The sequence below is a fragment of the Microbacterium petrolearium genome (assembly GCF_054782875.1).
Genome location: NZ_BAAGRQ010000004.1, coordinates 1 through 21,447, shown reverse-complemented (window position 1 = coordinate 21,447; position 21,447 = coordinate 1). Strand labels below are relative to the sequence as shown.

Below are 21,447 nucleotides of genomic sequence, written 5' to 3'. Positions count from 1 at the left end.
TCCGGCGTGACGGCCCACGGCGCTCGTGAGGCTCCTAGGCTCGGTGGATGGCTACCACCGAGATCACGAAGGACAACCTGAACGACACGATCGCGCAGGATGGCATCGTCCTGCTCGACTTCTGGGCCGACTGGTGCGGCCCGTGCACGCAGTTCGCGCCGGTGTTCGAGAAGGCATCGGAGGAGAACGCCGACATCACGTTCGGCAAGGTCGACACCGAGGATCAGAAGGAGCTCGCGGCGGCCTTCCAGATCACGTCGATCCCGACCCTCATGGCCTTCCGCGACGGCATCGGCGTGTTCGCGCAGCCGGGCGCGCTTCCCGAGCAGAGCCTGAACCAGCTCATCGCCGCCGTGCGCGGGCTCGACATGGACGACGTCCGCCGCCAGGTGGCCGAGAAGCAGGCCGCCGCCGAGGGCTGATCCGGCCATCCGCGACCCGAAGGGGCCGCTCCACGCGCAGCGGAGCGGCCCCTTCTTCATGCCGTCAGCCTCGAGGCGGAGACGGCCGGCGCAGGCCCGTCGTGCGCTTGAGCCGGTAGTCGATGCGGTCGTCCACGTACTCGTCGAGCACGGGCGACGACCCGATGCTGCCGGCGATCTCTCCGGTGATGTGCTCGGTCACGCGCTCGAGGCGCGCCGTGCTCTCGGCGTACTGCATCGTCTTGTACTCGTAGGTCAGCGCCTTGACGATCGAGATGGCCATGAGGATGAGGATCACGCTGAACGGCAGCGCCGTGATGAGCGATCCGGTCTGCAGCGTCTGCAGCCCGCCGGCCAGCAGCAGCGCGATCGCGAGGGCGCCCTCGAGCACCGCCCACAGCACGCGCGACCAGACCGGCGGGTTCGGGTGCCCGCCCGAGGCGAGCATGTCGACGACGAGCGAGCCGGAGTCGGACGACGTGATGAAGAACAGCGCGACGATCACGATCGTCAGGACCGACAGGACCGACCCCAGCGGCAGGCCGCCGAGCACCTGGAACAGCGAGCCCTCCGCCGAGACCTCGCCGTCGACGACGAGGTCGCCCGCGCCGAAGAACTGGCGGTACAGGCCGTTCCCGCCCAGCACGGAGAACCAGATCATGCCCACGATCGTCGGCACGAGCAGCACGCCCGCGACGAACTGGCGCACCGTGCGGCCGCGCGAGATGCGCGCGATGAAGACGCCGACGAACGGCGCCCACGCGATCCACCATCCCCAGTAGAAGATCGTCCAGCTCGAGAGCCACTCCTGCGCCTCGGCGCCCTGGTACGCGCCGACGTCGACCGTCATCTCGAGCACGTTGGCGAGGTATACGCCGAGGGACTGCACGAGGTTGCGCGCAAGGAACAGGGTCGGCCCCAGCACGAGCATCGACACGAGCAGCACGCCGGCGAGGCTGATGTTGAGGTTCGAGAGCCACTTGATGCCGGCGCCCAGGCCCGAGATGACCGAGATCATGGCGAGCAGCGTGATCGCGACGATGAGCACGACGAGCAGGGTCGTGTCGGCGGCCGAGACGATGCCGATCGCCTGCATGCCCGCGGCGATCTGCTGCACGCCCAGGCCGAGCGACGTGGCGACGCCGAACACCGTGCCGAAGATCGCCACGATGTCGATGACGTCGCCGAGCCAGCCCTTCACGCGATCGCCGAACAGCGGCTCGAGGGCCCAGCGGATCGAGACGGGCCGGCCGCGGCGGTGGATGGCGAAGGCGAGCGCGAGGCCGATCACGGCGTACACCGCCCACGGGTGCAGGCCCCAGTGGACGAACGTCTGCGCCATCGCCATGCCGGCGAGCTCGGACTCGTCTCCCGACCAGCCCGGCTTGGGCTGCACGGTGGCGTACGTGAGCGGCTCGCCCACGCCGTAGAAGATGAGGCCGATGCCCATGCCGGCACTGAAGAGCATCGTGAACCAGCTCATCAGGCCGAACTCGGGCTCGTCGCCCTCGCGGCCGAGCGTGATGGATCCGAGCTTCGTGAGCGCGATCGTGATCACGAAGACGACGAAGCCGCCGACGACGAGCATGTAGTACCAGCCGAGATCGGCGACGATCCACCCCTGGGCGGCGTCGAAGACCTCGCGCGTGCGCACGGGGAACACGATGGCGAGGACGGCCACCGCGACGATCACGATCAGCGCGGGCCAGAACACGCGCGGCGCGACGAGCCCCTTGCCGATGCGCACGCCCTGCCGCCGCAGCTTGCGGGTGATCTCCTCGTCGGAGTCCTCCTCGGCGATGTAGTGGCGCTCGGGCACGCGCTCGATCGCGGGGTTCTGCGGGAGCTCCTCCCCGCTCAGCGGGTCGATGTGCGTGGGGACGGCGCCGGGATCCTCCGGCGTGCCGGGCTGCGTGCTCAACGGTCTTCCTTCCGTCATCCGGTCGGGCGAGCAGAGCCGATCGAGCGGCGCCGTTCCGTGTGGTGCGGCCCGGTCAGCTCCTCGGTCAGTGTAGTTGCGCGGCCCGGCGGCGCTCCGGGCCGCGCGCGGAAACTGGGGAGAGCCTGGGGATTTGCGCGTTCGGCGGACGACACGCCCCTCGATCGGCAGCGAGTCGGCGTACGCTCCCGGACATGTTCCACCGCCGCATCCGCCTGCCGTCGGGAAGGCAGTTCGCCCTGACCTGGGCCGTCGGAGACGAGTGGGGCGGGATGACGTCGGCGATGCTGCATCGCAGCGCGGCGTTCGCCCGCCTCGCGGGCGCGCCCGTCACGGTGCTCACGCTCGATCCCGACCCCGACTACCCGGCGCGCGCCGAGCGGCTGCGCGCCGACGGCCGGCTCCCCGAGGGCGTCTCGCTCGCGAACCTGTGGGACTGGCTGCGCACGCACCCGCTGCCCGGCGGATCGCTGCGCCTCGGCCGGCACGCGTTCACGCCGCTCGCGGAGCTCGGCCCGGATCCGGCGGAGCGCATCGAGGAGCGCGAGCGCGACGGCCGCGTGCTGAGCCGGGTGCGCCGGGCCGCCGACGGCGAGATCCTGCAGACCGACCACTACCGGCTCGACGGCAGCCTGCTGCTGTCCGAGCGGCGCGACACCGCGGCGCGCGGGCGTCTGGGCGGCAAGTCGGTCGTGCTGTGCGACGAGGGCGGCGCCCCGGTGCGCTCGTGGGGGCGGATCGCCGACCTGTACCGCGCCTGGCTCGACGCCGTCACGGCACGCCGGCCATCGTTCGTCATCGTCGACAGCAAGACGACCGCCCGCTGGGCGATCGAGTACCGCCGGCGACACGTGGTCACGATGCACGTCGTGCACGCGTCGCACCTGGTGGGCACGGAGCGGCCGTTCGGGCGGCTGCGCGAATCGCGCCGGCGGGTGTTCGAGGACCTGGACGGCTTCGACGCCGTCGTGCTGCTCACGCCGCGCCAGCGCGACGACGTCGTGGCGCTGCTGGGGCCGCACGCCGGGCTCGAGGTGATCCCGAACAGCCGGGATCTGCCGCCCGCTCCCCCTCCGCGAGGCCGCTCGCCGGGGCGGGGCGTCGTGCTCGCGAGCCTGACCCGTCGCAAGCGCGTCGGCCACGCGATCCGCGCCGTCCAGGCCGCGGCGCGGCAGGGGGCGGACGTCACGCTCGACGTGTGGGGCGAGGGCGAGGAGCACGCCAGGCTCGAGTCGCTCGCCGACGATCGCGTGCGGCTGCGCGGCTACGCGCCCGGCGCGGCGGCCATGCTGGAGGAGGCGTCGTTCCTGCTCTCCACCTCGACGTCCGAGGGGTTCCCGCTCGTGCTCGTGGAGGCCATGACCGCGGGGTGCCTGCCGATCGCCTACGACGTGCCGTACGGGCCCGCCGACATCATCCGCGACGGCGAGAACGGCTTCCTCGTGCCCGCGGGCGACGAGGAGGCCCTCGCGGCGGCGATCGTGCGCCTCGTAGGGCTGCCCGAGCGCGACAGGGCCCGCATGCGGCGCGCGGCCATGGCGACCGCGCGGCGCTACTCGGACGAGGAGATCACGCGCGCGTGGGCTCGGGCGATGCACCGCGCCCGTCGCCGGAAGTCGGGCTGAACAGCGCCGCCACGCGCGCCCCGGCCGCCCGCGCCACGCGATGCGCGGGCCGCTCCACGACGCGGAAGAACGCCCAGGCCACGACGAGGCTGAGCGGCACACCGACGAGCGCGACGAGACCCCAGCGCTCGTCGCCCCATGCGAAGGCGAGCGTCGCGAGGATCGGCGCGTGCACGAGGTAAAGGCTGAACGACACCTGGCCGAGCCACCGCACCGGCCGCGTCTCGAGCAGGCGCGCCGCCAGCGGCGAGCCGATCGCGACGAGGATCAGCCCCGCCGCGCCCGCCCCCGCGAGCCCCCAGAGCGCGTCGCCGAGCGCGCTCGAGGCGGGCACGAACGGCCGCGTCCACCACGACGCGATCAGCAGCAGCGCCGATCCGACGGCGGCGGCCAGCCACAGCGCCGGGCGGCGCCGCTCGCGTGCCCACCGCGTGAGGTCGGGCAGCCGCACGGCGATGAGGCACCCGACGAAGAACGTCGGCAGGTAGACGAGCGCTTCCAGGTCGAAGGGCCGCTCATCGAGCACGCGGCCCGCCACCATCGCCGCGACGCACACCGCCGCCGCGGGCCACGCCCAGCGCCGCAGCAGCACCGCCAGCGCGACGTAGGCGGGCAGGAGGATGCTGAACAGCAGCTCCCAGCGCAACGACCACAGCGCGTTGACGGTGTCGTACGAGGCGGGGGTGAGCGTGGCCTCGCGCAGCGCGAGCTCCCAATCGGGGAAGACGATGTTCGCGTTGACGATCCACGCGTCGGGGGTGACGGCCGCCTCGTCGCGCGGGAACGCGACGACGAGCAGCACGGCGAGCAGGATCGCGGCCCACACCGGCAGGTACAGGCGCAGCAGCCGCGAGACGGCATAGCCCGGCCACGAGAATCCGTCGCGCAGCGCGGGCAGCGTGATGACGAGCCCCGAGAGCACGAAGAACACCTGCACCGCCTCGGTGCCCGCGAACCCCAGCTTCAGGGGCGTCTCGGTCGCCGTCTCCCAGACCAGGCGCGCCGTGCCCTCGTCCGCGAAGGGCTTGGCGATGAGGCTCGCGTGGTACAGCACGACGACGAGGGCGGCCACGCCGCGCACGCCGTCGAGCGCGTGCAGTCTGCGGGATGCGGATGCCGGCATCCGCCCAGACTATGCAGGGCGCCCGGACGGAAGCCGAGCGGCGCGTGCGTCAGCTCAGTCCGCTGTAGGCGTGCAGCCCGTCGAAGAAGGTGTTGACGATCGTGAAGTTGAACAGCACGGCGGCGAAGCCGACGATCGCCAGCCACGCCGAGCGGCTGCCGCGCCAGCCGCGCGTCGCGCGGGCGTGGATGTAGCCGGCGTAGAGCACCCAGATGATGAAGGTCCAGACCTCCTTCACGTCGAAGCCCCAGTAGCGGCCCCAGGCGTCCTGCGCCCAGATGGCGCCCGCGATGAGCGTGAAGGTCCAGAAGATGAAGCCGACGATCGCGAAGCGGTACGCCAGCCCCTCGAGCGCCTCGGCGGAGGGGATCGTGCGGAGCATCGAGCGCCGGCCCGCCGCCCCGGGCGACTCGAGCGCCTTGCGCTCGCGGCGCGCCTGCAGCAGCTGCAGCACGCTGAGCGCGAAGGCGAGCGCGAGGAACGCGGTCGCGAGCGAGGCGACGAAGACGTGGATGACGAGCCAGATCGACTTGAGCGGATCCATCAGCGGCACGATCTCGACATAGAACGTCGAGGAGGCGCCCAGCAGCACCGTGACGAGCCCCGTCATGAACGTGCCGAGGAAGCGCAGGTCGCGGAAGATCAGCACGCCCAGGTACACGGCCGTGATGAGGAGCGTGCCCGTCATGGCGAACTCCCACATGTTCGACCACGGCACGCGCCCGGCGGCCACGCCGCGCAGCACGGTGCCGCCCAGGTGGAAGACGAAGCCCAGCACGGTGAGCACGGTGCCGATGCGCCCGAACACGGCCCGCTTGGCGCCGCCTGCGGGGGCGTCCGACGGCTCGTCCTCGGCGAGCGCGGCCGTCGATCCACCGGAGGACGTCGCGGCCCCGACCGTCACGAGGCGGCGCTCGGCGTCCTTCACCTCGATCGACTGCTGCGAGCGCTTCGCGAGGTCCACCGCGTAGGCGATGAAGGCGAGGGCGTAGATCGCGATCGCGGTCCAGATCAGGATGACGGAGTAGGTGTCGAGCTGGGCGACGTCGGGCATGCGCTCATCCTACGTTCGGGCATCTGGGAGCGGGCTTGCCGTCTGATCGCGAGTGGCTTGCTGTGGCTGAACTCATCGGTTGCTGAACGAAGGCGCGCCAGCGCCGGAGATGAAGCGACCAGCGCAACGCGCGTCAGTCGCGCAGTGCGGCGAGGTGCTTCTCGGCGAGCTGGTCAACGGCGGCGCCGAGGCCGGGATCCTCGCCGCGTGCGAGACCCGCGTACTCGATGCGCACGGCGTCGCCGTCCGCCGTCGCCTTCACCCACACGCGCCGGCGCGGCACGAACAGCGCCGTCAGCAGGCCCAGCAGCGCGAGCACCGCGAAGACGAGCACCCACACCGCCGAGGCGTCGTAGTGGATCTGCAGCGATGCGAAGCGCTTGACCGACTCCGTCATGCCCAGCGCCGGGTCGAAGCCCTCGGGCGTCTCGTCGACGAACTCGATCGTGCCCCAGCCGTTCGGCAGCTCCTGCGACTCCCCCGGCGCGAGCTCGATCGACTCCACGCCCGTGTCGCCGCCCGTCAGGCGATCCATGCCCGTGGGGTCGAGGGTGTACACGTTGCGCGGCGTGCCGTCGTCGATGCCCAGGTCGCCCGCGTACACGTCGAGCGTGAGCACGGGGTTGAGCAGGTCGCCGTAGATCGAGGTGAGCGCCCCGGTCGTCAGCTCGCCCACGGTCGGATAGAAGAAGCCGACCATGCCGAGCTGCTCGGGCATGCCGTCGGCCACCTTCACGACGCCCTGCGAGGTGAGGTTGTTGTCCTGCGGCAGGAACGCGACGGAGTCGTGGAAGACGACCTCGCCGTCGGCGTTCGTGATCCGGATCGTCGGGGCGTAGCCGTTGCCCAGCAGGTAGATGCTGTCGCCGCCCACCTCGAGCGGGTCGTTCACGCGCACGGCGCCCTCGGTGGCCTCGCCCCCGCCGGGGTAGCGCACCGAGACGTTCGCGGAGAAGTCGCCCGCCTGGCCGGCGCCGTTCGTGCCGGGCGGCTGGTAGGTCACGTCGAACGACTCGAGCGTCATGGCGTACGGGGTGAGGGCGTCGTCCGAGACCCAGCGGCCGCGGTTCATGGACGAGTAGTCCAGCAGCGAGTTGACGAACGTCGTCCCCTCCACCACCACGCGCTGGCCCGTGTAGGCGAAGCCGCCGCCCACGCCCACGGTCACGAGCACGCCCACGAGCGCGGCGTGGAAGAGCAGGTTGCCCGTCTCGCGCAGGTAGCCGCGCTCGGCGGACACGGATCGGGTGCCGCGGCGCTCGTCGTCGTAGCGCTGCACGCGGTAGCCGGCCGCCTTCAGCTGGCGCTCGGCGAGGGCCACCGCCGCGGCCGCGTCGGCGTCCTCGAGCGTCTCGGCACGGTGATCCGCGAGCCGGCCCAGGCGCGCCGGGGTGCGGGGCGGGCGCGAGCGCAGCGCTTTGGCGTGGTGCTTGGTGCGCGGCAGGATGCAGCCGATCAGCGAGACGAACAGCAGCAGGTAGATGGCCGAGAACCAGGGCGACTGGTACACGTCGAACATCTGGATCGCGTCGAGCACCGGGAACAGGTCGGGGTTCTCGGCCTCCCACTGCACGACGCCGTTGGGGTCGGCCATGCGCTGCGGGAAGATCGATCCCGGCACGGCGGCGATCGCCAGCAGCAGCAGCAGCACGAGCGCGGTGCGCATGCTCGTGAGCTGCCGCCAGGCCCAGCGCAGCCAGCCGACCGGGCCGAGCGCCGGCTGGTTCACCGGCTCGTCGCCGTCCACGTGGTCGGACGGACGGAGCGGATCGGCCTGCACCTCAGAGCGGGAGCGGGACACTCGTCAGCACCCCCTGCAGTCGAGACATGATCATGGTCCACACGCCCGTGACCATCAGCAGGCCGAGGATCACCAGCAGCACGCCGCCGACGATGTTGACGACGCGGATGTGGCGGCGCAGGAAGGCGAGCGAGCGCGTCGCCCAGCCGAAGCCGAGGGCGACGAGCAGGAACGGGATGCCGAGACCCAGCGAGTACGTCACGCCGAGCAGCGCCGCGCGACCGGCGTCGCCCGTGGTCCAGGCGATCGACATGATGGCCGACAGCGTCGGGCCGATGCACGGCGCCCAGCCGAGGCCGAGCGCGATGCCCAGCAGCGGCGCCCCGACGAGGCCGAGGCCGCCGCGCACCTGCGGGCGGACGATCCGCTGCGCGACGCCGAACATCCCGATGAACACCAGCCCCATCGCGATGATGACGACGCCGAGGATGCGGGTGACGAGGTCGCCCCACTGCAGGCTGAAGCGCTGCATGGCGCCGCCCGCGAGGCCGCCGAGCACGATGACCGTGACGAACACGAGGGTGAAGCCGGCGATGAACAGCAGCACGCCGCCGACCATCCGGCCGCGCGGGGCGCGCTCGGCCGGCGTCTGCGGCGAGACGGCGCCGGCGACGAAGCCGAGGTAGCCGGGCACGAGGGGCAGCACGCACGGCGAGAGGAACGAGATGAGGCCGGCGAGCAGGGCGATCGGCAGCGCCGCCCACAGGGCGCCGTCGAAGACGAGGGAGCCGGCGTTCACGCGCGGCCCGATCCGGACCGCGCGGTCACGATTCCGCCAGCGTCTCGCCGACGAGGGTCGACAGGATCGACGGGCTCTCCAGCTGGCCGATGATGCGCGCCGCGACGCGGCCCTCGCGGTCGAGCACGAGCGTGGTCGGCGTGGCCTGGATGGTCGTGGCCGCCGCGAAGGCGAGCTTCACGTCGCCCGTGTTGACGTCGATGATGCTGGGGTAGGTCACGCCGTTGTCGCGCGCGAAGGAGCGCGCGGTGTCGGCCTGGTCGTACGTGTTGACGCCCACGAACGACACGCCCTCGTCGCGGTACTCCTGCCACACCGCCTCGAGGTCGGGGGCCTCGACGATGCAGGGGCCGCACGCGGCGTACCAGAAGTTGACGACGACGACATCGCCGGCCACGTCGTCGCTCGAGAGCTCCTCGCCGTCCTCCGTGACGCCCGCCCACTCGACGGGCTCGCCGCGCTCCTCCGGCGCGATCGGATCGACGCGGAAGTCGCTCGAGATGAAGCCCTTGTTCTCGCCGTTCAGGTAGTCCTCGGTGACCGGATCGGGCGCGCACGCCGCGAGCGTCGCGAGCGCCAGCAGGGCGGCTCCGGCAGCGGCGATCCGGCGGGGGCGAGTCACGCGACCATCCTACGTTTCGCCCTCCGCGCGACCTGTGTGAAGCCCGATAGCGCGCAGTCGTCGTCGGGTCTACACGGCGCCGACGTCGATCGAGCGCTCGTGGGTGGCCGGCTCGGCGTAGTCGACCTCGCGCCACACATCGCCCACGCGCTCGAACGACGTCACGCTCGACAGCGCGCACCGGCGGGTGCGGGGATCGTGCCGCAGCGGCAGCCCCGCCACCGACAGGTGCGCGATCCAGATGGGCGCCTGGTGCGAGACCACCACGACGTCGTCGTCGTGCTCGTGCCACAGCTCGTCCATCGCCTCGCGCATCCGCGCGGCGATGAGGGCATAGGGCTCGCCCCAGCTCGGCACCGACGGGCGCATGAGGTGGTGCCAGTTCCAGGGCCGCAGCACCGCGCGGCGCATCACCTTGCCGGCGAACGCGTTCCACGGCTCGACGACCCGCTCGTCCGGCTGCGCCACGAGGCCGAAGATCTCGGCGAACGGCTCGGCCGATTCGCGCGTGCGCTCCAGCGGCGAGCACACGAGCGCCGACACGGGGCGCCCGAGCGACTGCACGTGCTCGGCGGCCACGCGCGCCATGAGGCGCCCGGCCTCGCTGAGCCGGTACCCCGCGATGCGCTCGTAGAGCACGCGCCGCGGGTTGTGCACCTCGCCGTGGCGCACGAGGTGGATGCGCGCTGCCGTCACGCTCCCAGTCTAGGAGCCGTCGTTCAGGCCGGATCGACCCGGAACGTGCACGCGACGGCCTCGGGGGCGATCGTCGCGTCGATCGACGAGCGGGGCGACGCGGCGTACTTGCGCTCCACCTCGGCCGTGATCGCCGCCTGCACCGGATCGTCCGCCGGCACGCGCGTGAGCGTGACGGCCTCGCGCGGCAGCGCGAGCGCGGCGTCGCGGTCGGTCTCGGCGACCGATCCGTCGCCCAGGACGAACGCGACGGGCCGGCCGGCGACCACGTGCTTGTACCACCACGACCGCTCGCCGTACGCGGAGCGCACATAGGGCACCCCGTCGACGACCATCGACCAGATCGCGGTCGCGGCGGAATCCCCCGCCCGGCGGGTCGTCACGATCGCGACGACCTGCGTCTCGTCCAGCACCTTCACCACGTCGTCGTACGCCATGGTGACGACGCTACCGCGCCGGCGCGGCGCGGGGCCCGTACGCTCGAGAGATGCGCTTCCCGTGGCCCGCCGCGTTCCTCGCCGACGTGATCCTCGTCGTCATCTTCGCCTGGATCGGCGTGGAGCAGCACCACGGCGTCCTGACGCTGCCGACGTTCGCCGCCGCGGTGTGGCCGTTCCTCGCCGCGCTCGCGATCGGCTGGATCGCCACGCTCGCGTGGCGGGCGCCGGCGAAGCCCCTGCGCGGCGGGCTCCCGGTGTGGGCCGTGACGGTCGCGGGCGGGATGATCCTGCGCGCCCTCACCGGCGGCGGCACCGCGCTGCCCTTCGTGATCGTCACGGCCGTGACGCTGCTGCTGTTCCTCGTCGGCTGGCGGGTGCTGGCCGTGCTCTTGCGATCTGCGCGACAGCCGCGGAGATGAAGCGAGACCGCAACCGGTCGTCGACCGAGCGAAGCGAGCGGAGACGGCTTGAGCGGAGCGCGAAGCGCGGAGTCGAAAGCAAGGCCTGCACCCACGGCCTCGGCTCGCTTCGCTCGCTCGGCCCGTCTCCGCTCCGGCGCTTCGCGCCTCCGGTCGACGAACGGAAGTTGCTGTGGTCGCTTCATCTTCGTTCGCTCCGCTCACTACGTTCAGCAACCGCGGGGTCGCACCGCACCGGTTGCTGAACGGAGCGGCCGGAGGCCGCGGAGATGAAGCGACCACCGCAACCGGTCGTCGAGTTGCTGTGGTCGCTTCATCTTCGTTCGCTGACGCTCACTGCGTTCAGCAACCGGTGAGTTTCACCAATCGGCTGCTGAACGGAGCGGGTCAGCCCGCGCGGAGGTCGACGTGGCCGGCCGAGACCTGCACCTCCACGGTGCGCGGGGCGTCGAACGACCGCTCGAGGTTGTTCGTGTCGACCTGCCCGGCCTCCTCGTCCGTCGAGACGGCGTAGGGCGCGTCGGGCAGGGTGAGGTCCAGGGCGCCGGCGCTCACCTCGATGCCGACGCGATCGGGCGCCTCGCCCGTGAGCGTGGCGCGGGCGTGTCCGGCGGCGAGGTCGAACGTCACGTCGCGCACGTCCGCCAGCTCCACGATGGCCTGCCCGGCGCCGATGGTCACGTCGAGCGCGTCGGCCTCGCCCTCGATCTCGGCCAGACCGGCGCTGATGTCGAGCCCGACCTCGCCGAACACGCCGTCGGCGAGCACCTGACCGGCGCCGAGCTCGACGTCGAGGTCGACGCCCTCGAGGCTGGCGGGCAGCGTCAGCGTGGCGGCGTTCTCGTCGCCGATCCAGCCCCAGTTCCAGCCGATGTTCCAGTCGAACGGCGCGGAGTCGGCCACGACGATCCGATCGCCCTCGCGCTCGAGGCGCCAGTCCGAACCGGAGGTCGACGTCGACTCGAGCGAGACCTCGTCGCCCTCGCCGAAGGTGACCCGCAGGTCACCGCGCGACATGTCGATGTCGATCCCGGTGACCCCCGCGACGCTGCCGATCGACTGCGACACGGGATCGGGGCGGGTGGCCTGCCGCACCGTGGAGATGGACGTGAACACGGCCGAGAGGATGAGGCCCAGCGCACCGAGCGCCGCGACCGTGATCGCGAGCGCGCGCGTGCCGGTGCGGGTGGATTCGCTCTGCGGCGCCGGGTTCTCCGGCGTCACGGGGGGAGGGGTCAGCTGCGTGGTCATCGTTCCGTTCCTGTCCGTCCGCGCTCGGGCGCGGGCCCCACGGGGCCGGTCGCGCCGTTCGCTTCGATGTGGGCGAGCACCGCCAGCACGCGGCGGTTGCCCTGCTCGTCCTGGTCGAGGTCGAGCTTCTGGAAGATCGAGGTGATGTGCTTCTCGACGGCGCCGGCGCTGATGAACAGCAGGCGCGAGATGGCGGCGTTGTTGCGGCCCTCGGCGATGAGCGAGAGCACCTGGCGCTCGCGCTCGGTGAGCCGCTGCATCTTCTCGTCGCGCGCCCGCCGCGTGAGCAGCTGTGCGACGACCTCGGGGTCGAGCACCGTCGCCCCCTCGGCGATCCGGTCGAGCGACTCGAGGAAGTCGGCCACGTCGGTGACGCGGTCCTTCAGCAGGTAGCCGACGGCGCCGCCGGGCTGGGCGATGAGGTCGCTGGCGTAGCGCTCCTCGACGTACTGCGAGAAGACGAGCACGGCCAGCCTGGGGTCGCGTCGGCGCAGCTCGAGCGCGGCGCGGATGCCCTCGTCCGTGAACGTGGGCGGCAGCCGCACGTCCAGGATGCACAGCTCCGGCTCGGTGCGGTCGACCTCGTCCACGACGTCGCGGGCGTCGGTGAGGGCGGCGACCACCTCGTGGCCGGCGTCCTCGAGCAGACGCACGAGCCCCTCCCGCAGCAGGACGGAGTCCTCGACGATCAGGATGCGCATGGCACGCTCACCTCCAGTGACGTGGGGCCGCCCTGCGGGCTGTCGAGCCGCGCCGTGCCGCCGAGTGCGGTGACCCGGTTGCTGATGCCGTCGAGGCCGCCGCCGGGGATGACGCGGGCGCCGCCGATCCCGTCGTCCTCGACGCGGGCCCACAGCACGCCCTGCTCGGGACGGGAGCGCACGACGACGCGCGCCTCGGTGGCCCGGGAGTGCTTGGCCGCGTTCGTGAGGCTCTCGGCGATCGCGAAGTACACGGCCGCCTCGGCGTCGCGCCCGGCCCGCACGTCCATGCCCACGTCGAGGTGCACCGGGATGTGCGAGCGCGAGGCGAGGGCCGACAGGGCCGCGTCGAGGCCGCGGTCGTCGAGCACCGAGGCGTGGATGCCGCGGGCGAGCTGGCGCAGCTCTGTGATGGCCGCCTTCGTGGAGGTGTGCGCCTCGGAGATGAGCTGCTTGGCGGCCTCCGGATCGGTGTCGATCTTGTTCTGCGCCATGCCGAGCGTCATGCCCACCGAGACGAGCCGCGGCTGGACGCCGTCGTGCAGATCGCGCTCGATGCGGGTGCGCTCGAGCTCGCCGGCGCGGATCGCGCCCTGCCGCTGTGTGGCGGCGTCGCGCGCCTGGGCCGTGAGCTGGGCCTCGCGGATGGGGGCGATCAGCACGCGCGAGAGCACGCCGTGCAGCAGGGCCAGGCCCACGAGCACCGCGAGCGCCAGCAGGGAGAGCAGGATGCCGGCGAGGGGCGTCCACGCGACGTCGATGCTCCAGCGCTCGATCTCCACGGCCCCGTCGGTCACGTACAGCGGCGCGAAGGCGCCCGTGGCCGCGGCGACGAGGAGCCCGAAGGCGGCCCACGCGATCCAGCCGAGGATCGACGCGACGACGAGGTGGGCGATCGCGCGCCACATGCCGCCGTCGATGAACTGCAGCCAGATGGTGTGCAGGAACCCGCCGAAGCCGCGCTTGGGCGAGCGGCGCGCCTTGAGCATCGGCAGCCCGAAGCCGTACAGGCCCTCGACTCTGGCGGTCTCGAGGAACGCCGCGGCGTAGAGGCCGTAGACGAAGCCGAGCAGCAGGATCGCGCCCACGACGAAGACGAGCAACCCGAAGCCCACGGCGAAGAGGATGCCGAGCACGGTGAAGACGGCGGCGCCCCAGAAGCCGATGAACGCGAGGTGGGCGATGGCGCCGAGGATCGCCAGGGGCGAGGCGATCGAGCGCGGCGCGGGGGTCGTGCGCACCGCGCCGGTGACCGGCGCGGGCGCCGGGGGGACGGCCGGCGCCGCGGGGGCTCCGGTGTCGCCGGATGGCGTGGTGGTCGAGATCATGGTTCCACGCTAGGGTTCCGGCGACCGCCGCACAGCGGGGCGCTCCGCCCGATCCGGCGGGGGGATATCCCCCGCGGTCACTCGGCGGAGGGGCCGTTCTCCGATCCGTCGCGCCGCGCGCGCAGCAGCTGGCGCACGCGCAGCCACACGAACAGGGCGACCGCCACGATCACGACGACCACCACGACGTTCTGCGCGATGTCCATGTACTGCTCGACGATGTGCCACGACTCGCCCAGGTACCAGCCGACGAGCACGAAGATCGTGTTCCAGATCAGGCTTCCCGCGCCCGTGTAGAGCAGGAACTTCCAGATCGGCATGCGCACGACGCCCGCCGGGATCGAGATGAGGCTGCGGAAGATCGGCACGAACCGCCCGAAGAACACCGCGACGGGGCCGTGCCTCTCGAACCACGCGACGGTGCGGTGCACGTCCTCGGCGTGCAGCAGCGGCACCCGCTCGGCGACCCACACGAGGCGCCCCACCCCGACGAGCGCGCCGATCCCGTAGAGCAGCAGGGCGCCGACGAGCGAGCCGGCCGTCGTCCACAGGATCGCCTCCCACAGCGGGAAGGACCCGCGCTGCGCGGCCAGGCCCGCCAGCGGCAGGATCGCCTCGCTCGGGATGGGCGGGAAGAGGTTCTCCGCGGCGATCGCGATGCCGGCGCCGGCCGGGCCGATGACATCCATGAGGCCGACGAGCCAGTCGACCAGTCCCGACAGCCACCCCTCGGATCCCGAGGAGGTCGTCGTCTGGAGTGCGTGCATGCAGGGCCTTTCGTCGCGCGATCCGCCCCGTCGACCCTACCGACCGGCACCCCGCCCGCCCCTGGGGGTGTCCCCCGAAAGGGGCGTGGGGGTGGCCGCTCAGCGCGCGGCGCGCCGGGTGGCGCGCGCCTCCAGCGTGACGAGGGCCAGCACGGCCGCGGCGCCGGCGACCGCCAGGAGCACCGGCGCGAGCGGGTCGGTCGGCGCCAGCAGCACGCCGTGCCCCTCGTCGCCGCCGGCGCCGCCCTGCCAGGGCCACAGCGCGCGCAGCGACCCCAGCATGAGCCCGAACATCACCAGCAGCGTCACGCGGCGGGCGCGGGTGAGCAGCACCGAGATGCCCTTCACGATGGTGAGGAGCCCGACGATCGCGCCCAGCCCGAAGACGGCGATGTACCCGAGGTCGCGCTGGTCCACCGCCTGCAGGGTGGGCGAGTACAGGCCGATCGCCAGCAGGAAGAACGACCCGGAGACGCCCGGGATCACGAGCGCGCACACCGCCACGGCCGCCGCGACGAAGACGAACCAGAGCTGCGGGTCCTCGAGCGTCGTGTTCGACGCGAAGCCGACCAGCACGAACGCGACGACCGCCGCGACGACGACCGCCGCGACGTCCGCGATCCGCCCCGCCCCGCGTTCCGTCCGCGCCGGCAGCATCCGCAGCGGCACGACGAGGCTCGCGGCGACGAGGCCGAAGAACAGTCCGCGCGCGTTCTCGGGGTTCGCGGAGACGAGCGCCTCCACCGCGCCGGCGGCGAACAGCACCGCCGCCGCCATGCCGACGAGGGCGGGCAGGATGAGCCACCAGTCGACATCGCCGATGCGGCGCCGGAAGCCGGCTCGCCGATCCGGCCCCTTGGCGAGCGCCACGAAGGCGCCGCCGAGCGCCGTCGCCGAGTTCAGCGCGCGCTCGTAGACGCCCGTCACGAGCGCGACCGTGCCGCCCGAGACGCCCGGCACCAGCTCGGCCATGCCGATGAGGAAGCCGCGCAGGAGGTTGAGCGGGCTCTGCAGGATCCCCGATCGTCGATCGAGTGCGGTGGCGGACATCGCTTCCCTTCGGGTGCCGGACTTCAGAGCACGACACTACCGGCGCCCGCCTCGCGTTCCCCTGGGATCAACCCCCGCTTCCGGCGGGGGCCTCCTCCATGCCGGCACGACTCCGGCGCGCGCGGGGGCGCCGATGCCGGTCGTCACGCTCGGGCCCGCGCCCGCCCGCCTAGACTTGACGCGTCCCGCAAGAACCCAGGAGGAACCTCCGTGCTGCGCACCCACACCGCCGGCTCCCTGCGAGCCGAGCACATCGGCCAGACCGTCACCCTCACCGGGTGGGTGGATCGCCGGCGCGATCACGGCGGTGTCGCCTTCATCGATCTGCGCGACGCGTCGGGCATCGCCCAGGTCGTCATCCGCGACGAGGAGGTGGCGCACCCGCTGCGCAGCGAGTTCGTGCTGCAGGTGACCGGCGAGGTGTCGAAGCGCCCCGCGGGCAACGAGAACGCCAACCTCCCCACGGGCGAGGTCGAGCTCATCGCGGCCGACGTGGTGGTGCTCAACGAGTCCGCTCCCCTGCCGTTCCCGGTCTCGTCGGGACTTGCCGAGACCGACCCGATCGGCGAGGAGGTGCGCCTGCGCCACCGCTACCTCGACCTGCGCCGCCAGGGCCCCGCGCACGCGATCCGCCTGCGCTCGCAGGTGTACAAGGCCATCCGCGACGTGCTGCACGAGCGCGAGTTCGTGGAGGTCGAGACCCCCACGCTCACCCGCTCGACGCCCGAGGGCGCCCGCGACTTCCTCGTGCCCGCGCGCCTGCACCCCGGCAGCTGGTACGCCCTGCCGCAGTCGCCGCAGCTGTTCAAGCAGCTGCTCATGGTCGGCGGCGTCGAGAAGTACTTCCAGATCGCGCGCTGCTACCGCGACGAGGACTTCCGCGCCGACCGCCAGCCGGAGTTCACGCAGCTCGACATCGAGATGAGCTTCGTCGACCAGGAGGACGTCATCGAGATGACGGAGTCCGTGATCCGCGCGATGTGGGCGACCATCGGCGTGGACGTGCCGACCCCGCTGCCGCGGATGACGTACGCCGAGGCCATGGCGAAGTACGGATCGGACAAGCCCGACCTGCGCTTCGGCCTCGAGCTCGTCGAGGCGACGGAGTACTTCGCGAACACCCCGTTCCGCGTCTTCCAGGCCGAGTACGTCGGCGCGGTCGTCATGCCCGGCGGCACGAGCCAGCCGCGCAAGACGCTCGACGCGTGGCAGGAGTGGGCCAAGCAGCGCGGCGCCCGCGGCCTGGCGTACGTGCTCTTCAACGAGGACGGCACGCTCGGCGGCCCCGTCGCCAAGAACCTCTCCGAGGCCGAGCAGGCCGGGCTCATGGAGCTCGTCGGCGCGAAGCCGGGCGACTGCGCCTTCTTCGCCGCCGGTTCGACGAAGGACTCGCGCGCCCTGCTCGGCGCCGCGCGCGTCGAGATCGGCCGCCGCCTGGGTCTGCTCGACCCCGACACGTTCGCGTTCACGTGGGTCGTCGACGCCCCGATGTTCGAGCCGGCGGGCGTCGCCGTGGCCTCGGGCGACGTGGCCGTCGGCGCGGGCGAGTGGACCGCCGTGCACCACGCCTTCACGGGCCCCAAGCCCGAGTTCGAGGACACCTTCGACACCGATCCCGGATCGGCGCTCGCCTACGCGTACGACATCGTCTGCAACGGATCGGAGCTGGGCGGCGGATCGATCCGCATCCACCGCGAGGACATCCAGAAGCGCGTCTTCAACGTGATGGGCATCACCGACGAGCAGGCGCAGGAGAAGTTCGGCTTCCTGCTCGACGCCTTCGCGTTCGGCGCCCCGCCCCACGGCGGCATCGCGCTGGGCATGGACCGGATCCTGCAGCACCTCACGAAGACCGACTCGATCCGCGAGGTCATCGCGTTCCCGAAGTCGGGCGGCGGCTTCGACCCGCTCACCGAGGCGCCCGCGCCGATCACGCCCGAGCAGCGCAAGGAGGCCGGCGTCGACGCGACGCCCGAGCCCGCCGAGGCCTGAGGCACGCCTGCGCCGGTCGCGTCATCTTCGGCGCTTCGCGCCTTCGTTCAGCAACCGATCGGTGGAACCCCACGGTTGCTGAACGAAGTGAGCGTCAGCGAACGAAGATGAAGCGACCCCCGCAAGTCCATTGACGGCTGCGCTGGTCGCTTCATCTCCGCGCCTGCGGCGCTCCGTTCAGCAACCGATGAGTGCAACCGGTCGGGCATCCCTCCACAGAAACCGGTCACTGTGCGAGCGCGAAGCGCGAGCGGTACCCGCGAAGCGGGTGCCCGAGCGGCGCAGATTCAAAAAAGAAAAACAGCCCGAGCGGCGCAGATCAAGATCGGGGCGTCAGAGGTCGATGTCGATCGCGGCGCGATCCGTGCGGATCGAGCCGATGTACTCCGCGACCTCGACGTGCGCGGGGTGGGTGAGGTAGCCGCGCAGCGCTTCCTCGTCGTCGAAGTGCGCCACGAGCGTGATGTCGTGGTTGCCCGGCACGTCGACGACGTTCGCGTAGACGTTCATGGTGCGCAGGCCGGGCACGACGCCCACGAGGCCCTCGAGCCGCGTGGCGACCTCGAGGATCTGCGCGTTCTTCTCCTCCTGCGTCTGCCCGTTCAGGGTGAACATGACGATGTGGCGGATCATGCGGTCTCCTTCGCCGCGCCCTCGAGCGCGCTCCTCAGGCGGTCGGGGGAGACGCGCCAGTGTCCGTGCAGCTTGCCGTCGATGAGCACGACGGGGATCTTCTCCCACCACCGCGCGTAGAGCGCCTCGTCGTCGAGGATCGACACCTCGGTGACCTCGACGGCGTCGGCGACGTCGTCCGGCAGCTCCGCGAGGGTCTGCTCGACGACCTCGCGCGCGACGTCGCAGAGGTGGCAGTCGGGCTTGGTGAGGATCGTCAGATCGGTCACGACGGCCTCACTTCTCGACGGGATAGCCCGCCGCGCGCCACGCGCTCGTGCCGCCGGCGACGTTCGTCACCTCGTAGCCGCGCGGCTCCAGCGCCGCGCACGCACGACCGGAGCGGCCGCCGACCTCGCAGATGAGGGCGAACGGCTCGGCGGGCAGCTCGTGCAGGCGCTCGCCCAGCTCGGAGAGCGGGATGTTCACGGCGCCCGGCACGTGGCCGGCGGCGAACTCGTCCGCCTCCCGCACATCGATGAGCGGCTGCTCCCCCGCCGCCGCGTGAAGCTCCTGGACCGAGATCTCGTTCATGCGTCCATCCTCGCAGGTCCGCGGCGGCGCGGGCCGGGACGGACCGGATCCGGGAACCAGAAACGCCGGCCCGTCGAGACGGAGCCGGCGCTTTGGACGTGCCGCTTACTTCTTGTTGCGGCGCTGGTGGCGAGTCTTGCGAAGCAGCTTGCGGTGCTTCTTCTTCGCCATGCGCTTGCGGCGCTTCTTGATGACAGAACCCACGGGAACCTCGCTAAGTCAGGGTTGGATGCACGGCACCAGCTGGCGCCGGAGCCCGAAAAGGTCACGGCAGGAAAAGTGCCTCAGAGCATTCTAGCTCATGAGGCGCGCCCCGCTTTCGGGAGGCACCCAGGCGACGGCTCAGCCCGCGTCGGCGACGCGGTCGTCGGCGACGAACGGCTGCTGCAGCGCGGCGCTGACCGCCGTCTCCGGCACGCGGTAGCTGCGGCCGAAACGCACCGCGGGCAGCTCTCCGGAGTGCACGAGACGGTAGACCGTCATCTTCGACACACGCATGATGTCGGCGACTTCGGCCACCGTCAGAAAGCGCACATCCGGCAGCTCAGCCATCCCTGGATTCCCCTCCCGGCTCTTCGGTCCCCTCACTTTAGGGGGTGCGAGGGATGCGTGTAAACCTATGTGGTTTCTGTGGCCTCAATCGGCGGCCTTCGTGCGGCGCTCCCGGGCCTCCGCGAGCGCCTGCCGCTGCGCCTTGCGCGCCTGGCGCAGCGCCTTCTCGGCCTGCAGCACCGCCTTCCGGGCGTCGGCCGCGGCCTTCGCGGCGGCGCGGTAGCGCTTGTCGTCGGCGACGTCGAGATCGTCGACCGGGTCGAGCGCGTCCTCCAGCCGGTGCGGCTCGCCGCGATCGAGCCCCGCGATGTACGACTCGATGCCGTCGAGGGTGCGCTCGAAGGCCCAGCGGAACGGATCGAACGGCGAGACGAACACGCCCACGTCGACGATCGTGCGCAGGTGCGGGTACGCCTCGGCCGTGATCACGGCGTCGTAGAAGGCCTGCTCCTGCGCGGCGACCTGCATGTCGTCCCTGCCGGATGCGCGCGCGTTCTCGGCATAGCCGGCCACGACGATGCCGTTCCAGCGCGCCTGCCCCGTGACGGCCAGCACCGCCGCCATGCGCTCCTCGGGCGCCAGCGGCGTCTCGGCGGGCGCCTCCAGGCCCGCGTCGATCCAGCCCAGTAGTGCGGGCGCGTGACCAGCTGCCACAGCACCTTGTACGACGCGATCGAGTGCAGGATCCAGTACACGGGGTTCAGCAGCGCCCACGGCACGAGGTGGAACTGGCCGCGCTTGAACGGCCCCATCATGTTGACGTAGACCATGAGCACGTTGCCGATGAGGAAGTTGAACAGCAGCGTCCACATCACCCAATAGGGGATGAGCTCATCCAGCGGGGCGTCGCGGAGCCAGAGTGGCGAGGTACGACGGGATCACCCCGAGGAACGTCAGCGGGGTACCGGCGATCAGCAGCGCGAAGGCGAGGAACGGCACGAGCCCCGCCCGGCGGATGAGCACCATGGGGTTGCGGGCGTGCACGAGCGAGGTCTGCATGTACCCCTTGATCCACCGGCTGCGCTGGCGGATGAAGTTGGGGATCGAGGTGTTGGCCTCCTCGAAGGTGACGGAGTCGATCACGCCCACGCGCCAGCCGAGCGCGGCGGCGCGGATGCCGAGGTCGGCGTCCTCCGTGACGTTGTACGGATCCCAGCCGCCCAGCCGCTTGAGCCCGTCCACGCGGAAGTGGTTGGAGGTGCCGCCGAGCGGCAGCGGCAGCGGCAGGCGCGACGCGTCGAGGCCCGAGAGCATGTAGTCGAACCAGAAGCCGTACTCCAGCGTGAACATGCGGGTGAGCAACCATCGCGTGTTGCAGTGAATGCAACTGTTCACGTTTGCAAACGACGCCTATTCGTCTTGTTCGGTGCCGAACTGCTCTGACCATAACAGCGCGATCTTGCGGATGCCGAGTCCTGAGTTGACATGGTGATGCACTGTCCCATACTTTGTTGCATCTAATGCAAGACTTTGGGGCTTCTCCAGCGGCGCTTCGACTGATCACTTCAGCTTCGAACGTCGCGCTGGCGAACCCTGAGGAGCAGGTCTTCAACGCGATGATCGAGGGCTGGCGGAACCAGCAGTTGTCACGGGGGCTGGTCAAGTCCCTGGTGGTGGTGTAGCGCTCGGTCCTTCGTGTTGATGGTTCAGGCGCTGAGTTCGAGGTTGGTGTCGGTCACCTCCTCGGGGCTGTTGTCAGCGACGAGGGTGAGCCTGCTTT

At 71.5% G+C, this 21,447-nt stretch carries 24 protein-coding genes; 4 read left to right on the top strand and 20 right to left on the bottom strand.

The genetic code is table 11. The features are described 5' to 3' along the window. Window positions 1-47: 47 nt before the first annotated feature. Complete coding sequence (trxA, locus tag ACYVJ0_RS04430; RefSeq protein WP_460816261.1) at window positions 48-422, top strand: thioredoxin; 375 nt, start codon at window positions 48-50, stop codon at window positions 420-422. A 64-nt stretch (window positions 423-486) separates the two neighbouring features. On the opposite strand, the gene ACYVJ0_RS04425 is transcribed toward trxA, so the two are convergent. Beyond that, window positions 487-2,343, bottom strand: a complete 1,857-nt coding sequence (locus ACYVJ0_RS04425) for a BCCT family transporter (protein ID WP_460816259.1) — start codon at window positions 2,341-2,343, stop codon at window positions 487-489. A 212-nt stretch (window positions 2,344-2,555) separates the two neighbouring features. On the opposite strand from ACYVJ0_RS04425, the gene ACYVJ0_RS04420 reads away from it, so the two are divergent. Further along, window positions 2,556-3,986 carry a glycosyltransferase gene (locus ACYVJ0_RS04420; RefSeq protein ID WP_460816257.1) on the top strand — a complete coding sequence of 477 codons (1,431 nt, stop codon included), beginning with the start codon at window positions 2,556-2,558 and terminating at the stop codon, window positions 3,984-3,986. On the opposite strand, the gene ACYVJ0_RS04415 is transcribed toward ACYVJ0_RS04420, so the two are convergent. The 7 genes from ACYVJ0_RS04415 to ACYVJ0_RS04385 all read right to left on the bottom strand — a co-directional run bounded on the left by ACYVJ0_RS04415 (window position 3,931) and on the right by ACYVJ0_RS04385 (window position 10,458). Then, the gene (locus ACYVJ0_RS04415; protein ID WP_460816255.1) at window positions 3,931-5,109 is read right to left on the bottom strand and encodes an acyltransferase family protein; all 1,179 of its coding nucleotides are present in this window, start codon (window positions 5,107-5,109) and stop codon (window positions 3,931-3,933) included. The two genes, ACYVJ0_RS04420 and ACYVJ0_RS04415, sit on opposite strands and share 56 nt — an antisense overlap. A gap of 49 nt (window positions 5,110-5,158) precedes the next feature. Then, window positions 5,159-6,163: a c-type cytochrome biogenesis protein CcsB gene (gene ccsB / locus ACYVJ0_RS04410; protein ID WP_460816254.1), complete on the bottom strand. Its 1,005-nt coding sequence runs from the start codon at window positions 6,161-6,163 to the stop codon at window positions 5,159-5,161. A gap of 133 nt (window positions 6,164-6,296) precedes the next feature. Further along, window positions 6,297-7,964 carry a cytochrome c biogenesis protein ResB gene (gene resB, locus ACYVJ0_RS04405; protein ID WP_460816253.1) on the bottom strand — a complete coding sequence of 556 codons (1,668 nt, stop codon included), beginning with the start codon at window positions 7,962-7,964 and terminating at the stop codon, window positions 6,297-6,299. Beyond that, window positions 7,945-8,703 carry a cytochrome c biogenesis CcdA family protein gene (locus ACYVJ0_RS04400; RefSeq protein WP_460816251.1) on the bottom strand — a complete coding sequence of 253 codons (759 nt, stop codon included), beginning with the start codon at window positions 8,701-8,703 and terminating at the stop codon, window positions 7,945-7,947. The genes resB and ACYVJ0_RS04400 overlap by 20 nt, the downstream gene beginning before the upstream one ends. Before the next feature lie 25 nt (window positions 8,704-8,728). Next, on the bottom strand, window positions 8,729-9,325 hold the full coding sequence (locus ACYVJ0_RS04395; RefSeq protein ID WP_449854854.1) for a TlpA family protein disulfide reductase: 597 nt from the start codon (window positions 9,323-9,325) through the stop codon (window positions 8,729-8,731). Window positions 9,326-9,394: 69 nt separating this feature from the next. After that, on the bottom strand, window positions 9,395-10,021 hold the full coding sequence (locus tag ACYVJ0_RS04390; protein ID WP_449854855.1) for a histidine phosphatase family protein: 627 nt from the start codon (window positions 10,019-10,021) through the stop codon (window positions 9,395-9,397). Window positions 10,022-10,044: 23 nt separating this feature from the next. After that, window positions 10,045-10,458, bottom strand: a complete 414-nt coding sequence (locus ACYVJ0_RS04385) for a DUF2255 family protein (RefSeq protein WP_460816249.1) — start codon at window positions 10,456-10,458, stop codon at window positions 10,045-10,047. Window positions 10,459-10,508: 50 nt separating this feature from the next. Here ACYVJ0_RS04385 and ACYVJ0_RS04380 point away from each other — a divergent pair, with 50 nt between their 5' ends. After that, window positions 10,509-10,880, top strand: coding sequence for a DUF3054 domain-containing protein (locus tag ACYVJ0_RS04380; RefSeq protein ID WP_460816247.1), 372 nt, complete (start codon window positions 10,509-10,511; stop codon window positions 10,878-10,880). Between the two features lie 387 nt (window positions 10,881-11,267). On the opposite strand, the gene ACYVJ0_RS04375 is transcribed toward ACYVJ0_RS04380, so the two are convergent. The 5 genes from ACYVJ0_RS04375 to ACYVJ0_RS04355 form a co-directional block, all read right to left on the bottom strand. Then, window positions 11,268-12,131: a hypothetical protein gene (locus ACYVJ0_RS04375; RefSeq protein ID WP_460816245.1), complete on the bottom strand. Its 864-nt coding sequence runs from the start codon at window positions 12,129-12,131 to the stop codon at window positions 11,268-11,270. Continuing rightward, window positions 12,128-12,832 (bottom strand): response regulator, encoded by a 705-nt coding sequence (locus ACYVJ0_RS04370; RefSeq protein WP_460816243.1) that lies wholly within the window; start codon window positions 12,830-12,832, stop codon window positions 12,128-12,130. Before ACYVJ0_RS04370 ends, ACYVJ0_RS04375 begins: the two co-directional genes overlap by 4 nt. Then, complete coding sequence (locus tag ACYVJ0_RS04365) at window positions 12,820-14,160, bottom strand: sensor histidine kinase (RefSeq protein WP_460816241.1); 1,341 nt, start codon at window positions 14,158-14,160, stop codon at window positions 12,820-12,822. The genes ACYVJ0_RS04370 and ACYVJ0_RS04365 overlap by 13 nt, the downstream gene beginning before the upstream one ends. 77 nt (window positions 14,161-14,237) lie before the next feature. Continuing rightward, window positions 14,238-14,927 carry a DedA family protein gene (locus tag ACYVJ0_RS04360; protein ID WP_460816240.1) on the bottom strand — a complete coding sequence of 230 codons (690 nt, stop codon included), beginning with the start codon at window positions 14,925-14,927 and terminating at the stop codon, window positions 14,238-14,240. A gap of 99 nt (window positions 14,928-15,026) precedes the next feature. After that, window positions 15,027-15,977: a DUF368 domain-containing protein gene (locus tag ACYVJ0_RS04355; RefSeq protein WP_460816238.1), complete on the bottom strand. Its 951-nt coding sequence runs from the start codon at window positions 15,975-15,977 to the stop codon at window positions 15,027-15,029. A 210-nt stretch (window positions 15,978-16,187) separates the two neighbouring features. Between ACYVJ0_RS04355 and aspS the strand changes: the two genes are divergently transcribed. Further along, window positions 16,188-17,969, top strand: coding sequence for an aspartate--tRNA ligase (aspS, locus tag ACYVJ0_RS04350; protein ID WP_460816236.1), 1,782 nt, complete (start codon window positions 16,188-16,190; stop codon window positions 17,967-17,969). A 333-nt stretch (window positions 17,970-18,302) separates the two neighbouring features. Here the strand turns inward: aspS and ACYVJ0_RS04345 are convergent, their stop codons facing one another. The 7 genes from ACYVJ0_RS04345 to ACYVJ0_RS04315 all read right to left on the bottom strand — a co-directional run bounded on the left by ACYVJ0_RS04345 (window position 18,303) and on the right by ACYVJ0_RS04315 (window position 21,029). Next, window positions 18,303-18,602, bottom strand: coding sequence for a Dabb family protein (locus ACYVJ0_RS04345; RefSeq protein WP_449854864.1), 300 nt, complete (start codon window positions 18,600-18,602; stop codon window positions 18,303-18,305). Then, window positions 18,599-18,871 (bottom strand): glutaredoxin family protein, encoded by a 273-nt coding sequence (locus ACYVJ0_RS04340; protein ID WP_460816234.1) that lies wholly within the window; start codon window positions 18,869-18,871, stop codon window positions 18,599-18,601. Before ACYVJ0_RS04340 ends, ACYVJ0_RS04345 begins: the two co-directional genes overlap by 4 nt. A gap of 7 nt (window positions 18,872-18,878) precedes the next feature. Then, complete coding sequence (locus ACYVJ0_RS04335) at window positions 18,879-19,175, bottom strand: rhodanese-like domain-containing protein (RefSeq protein ID WP_449854866.1); 297 nt, start codon at window positions 19,173-19,175, stop codon at window positions 18,879-18,881. Window positions 19,176-19,280: 105 nt separating this feature from the next. Further along, entirely contained in the window at window positions 19,281-19,379 is a 99-nt protein-coding gene (locus ACYVJ0_RS04330) for a 30S ribosomal protein bS22 (protein WP_003792170.1), read from the bottom strand. A 138-nt stretch (window positions 19,380-19,517) separates the two neighbouring features. Next, window positions 19,518-19,727, bottom strand: a complete 210-nt coding sequence (locus ACYVJ0_RS04325; RefSeq protein ID WP_460816233.1) for a helix-turn-helix domain-containing protein — start codon at window positions 19,725-19,727, stop codon at window positions 19,518-19,520. Window positions 19,728-19,811: 84 nt separating this feature from the next. Next, window positions 19,812-20,381: a hypothetical protein gene (locus tag ACYVJ0_RS04320; RefSeq protein ID WP_460816231.1), complete on the bottom strand. Its 570-nt coding sequence runs from the start codon at window positions 20,379-20,381 to the stop codon at window positions 19,812-19,814. Between the two features lie 177 nt (window positions 20,382-20,558). Continuing rightward, window positions 20,559-21,029, bottom strand: coding sequence for a glycosyltransferase family 2 protein (locus ACYVJ0_RS04315; RefSeq protein WP_460816229.1), 471 nt, complete (start codon window positions 21,027-21,029; stop codon window positions 20,559-20,561). Between the last annotated feature and the right edge of the window lie 418 nt (window positions 21,030-21,447).

What these genes read in the sequence shown, in the direction of transcription:
- ACYVJ0_RS04380 (WP_460816247.1), top strand. Translation starts at nt 10,509, where the DNA reads ATGCGCTTCCCGTGGCCCGCCGCGTTCCTCGCCGACGTGATCCTCGTC.
- ACYVJ0_RS04325 (WP_460816233.1), bottom strand. Translation starts at nt 19,727, where the DNA reads ATGGCTGAGCTGCCGGATGTGCGCTTTCTGACGGTGGCCGAAGTCGCC.
- ACYVJ0_RS04375 (WP_460816245.1), bottom strand. Translation starts at nt 12,131, where the DNA reads ATGACCACGCAGCTGACCCCTCCCCCCGTGACGCCGGAGAACCCGGCG.
- ACYVJ0_RS04420 (WP_460816257.1), top strand. Translation starts at nt 2,556, where the DNA reads ATGTTCCACCGCCGCATCCGCCTGCCGTCGGGAAGGCAGTTCGCCCTG.
- ACYVJ0_RS04385 (WP_460816249.1), bottom strand. Translation starts at nt 10,458, where the DNA reads ATGGCGTACGACGACGTGGTGAAGGTGCTGGACGAGACGCAGGTCGTC.
- ACYVJ0_RS04415 (WP_460816255.1), bottom strand. Translation starts at nt 5,109, where the DNA reads ATGCCGGCATCCGCATCCCGCAGACTGCACGCGCTCGACGGCGTGCGC.
- ACYVJ0_RS04335 (WP_449854866.1), bottom strand. Translation starts at nt 19,175, where the DNA reads ATGAACGAGATCTCGGTCCAGGAGCTTCACGCGGCGGCGGGGGAGCAG.
- ACYVJ0_RS04365 (WP_460816241.1), bottom strand. Translation starts at nt 14,160, where the DNA reads ATGATCTCGACCACCACGCCATCCGGCGACACCGGAGCCCCCGCGGCG.
- ACYVJ0_RS04370 (WP_460816243.1), bottom strand. Translation starts at nt 12,832, where the DNA reads ATGCGCATCCTGATCGTCGAGGACTCCGTCCTGCTGCGGGAGGGGCTC.
- ACYVJ0_RS04345 (WP_449854864.1), bottom strand. Translation starts at nt 18,602, where the DNA reads ATGATCCGCCACATCGTCATGTTCACCCTGAACGGGCAGACGCAGGAG.
- ccsB (WP_460816254.1), bottom strand. Translation starts at nt 6,163, where the DNA reads ATGCCCGACGTCGCCCAGCTCGACACCTACTCCGTCATCCTGATCTGG.
- ACYVJ0_RS04360 (WP_460816240.1), bottom strand. Translation starts at nt 14,927, where the DNA reads ATGCACGCACTCCAGACGACGACCTCCTCGGGATCCGAGGGGTGGCTG.
- trxA (WP_460816261.1), top strand. Translation starts at nt 48, where the DNA reads ATGGCTACCACCGAGATCACGAAGGACAACCTGAACGACACGATCGCG.
- ACYVJ0_RS04355 (WP_460816238.1), bottom strand. Translation starts at nt 15,977, where the DNA reads ATGTCCGCCACCGCACTCGATCGACGATCGGGGATCCTGCAGAGCCCG.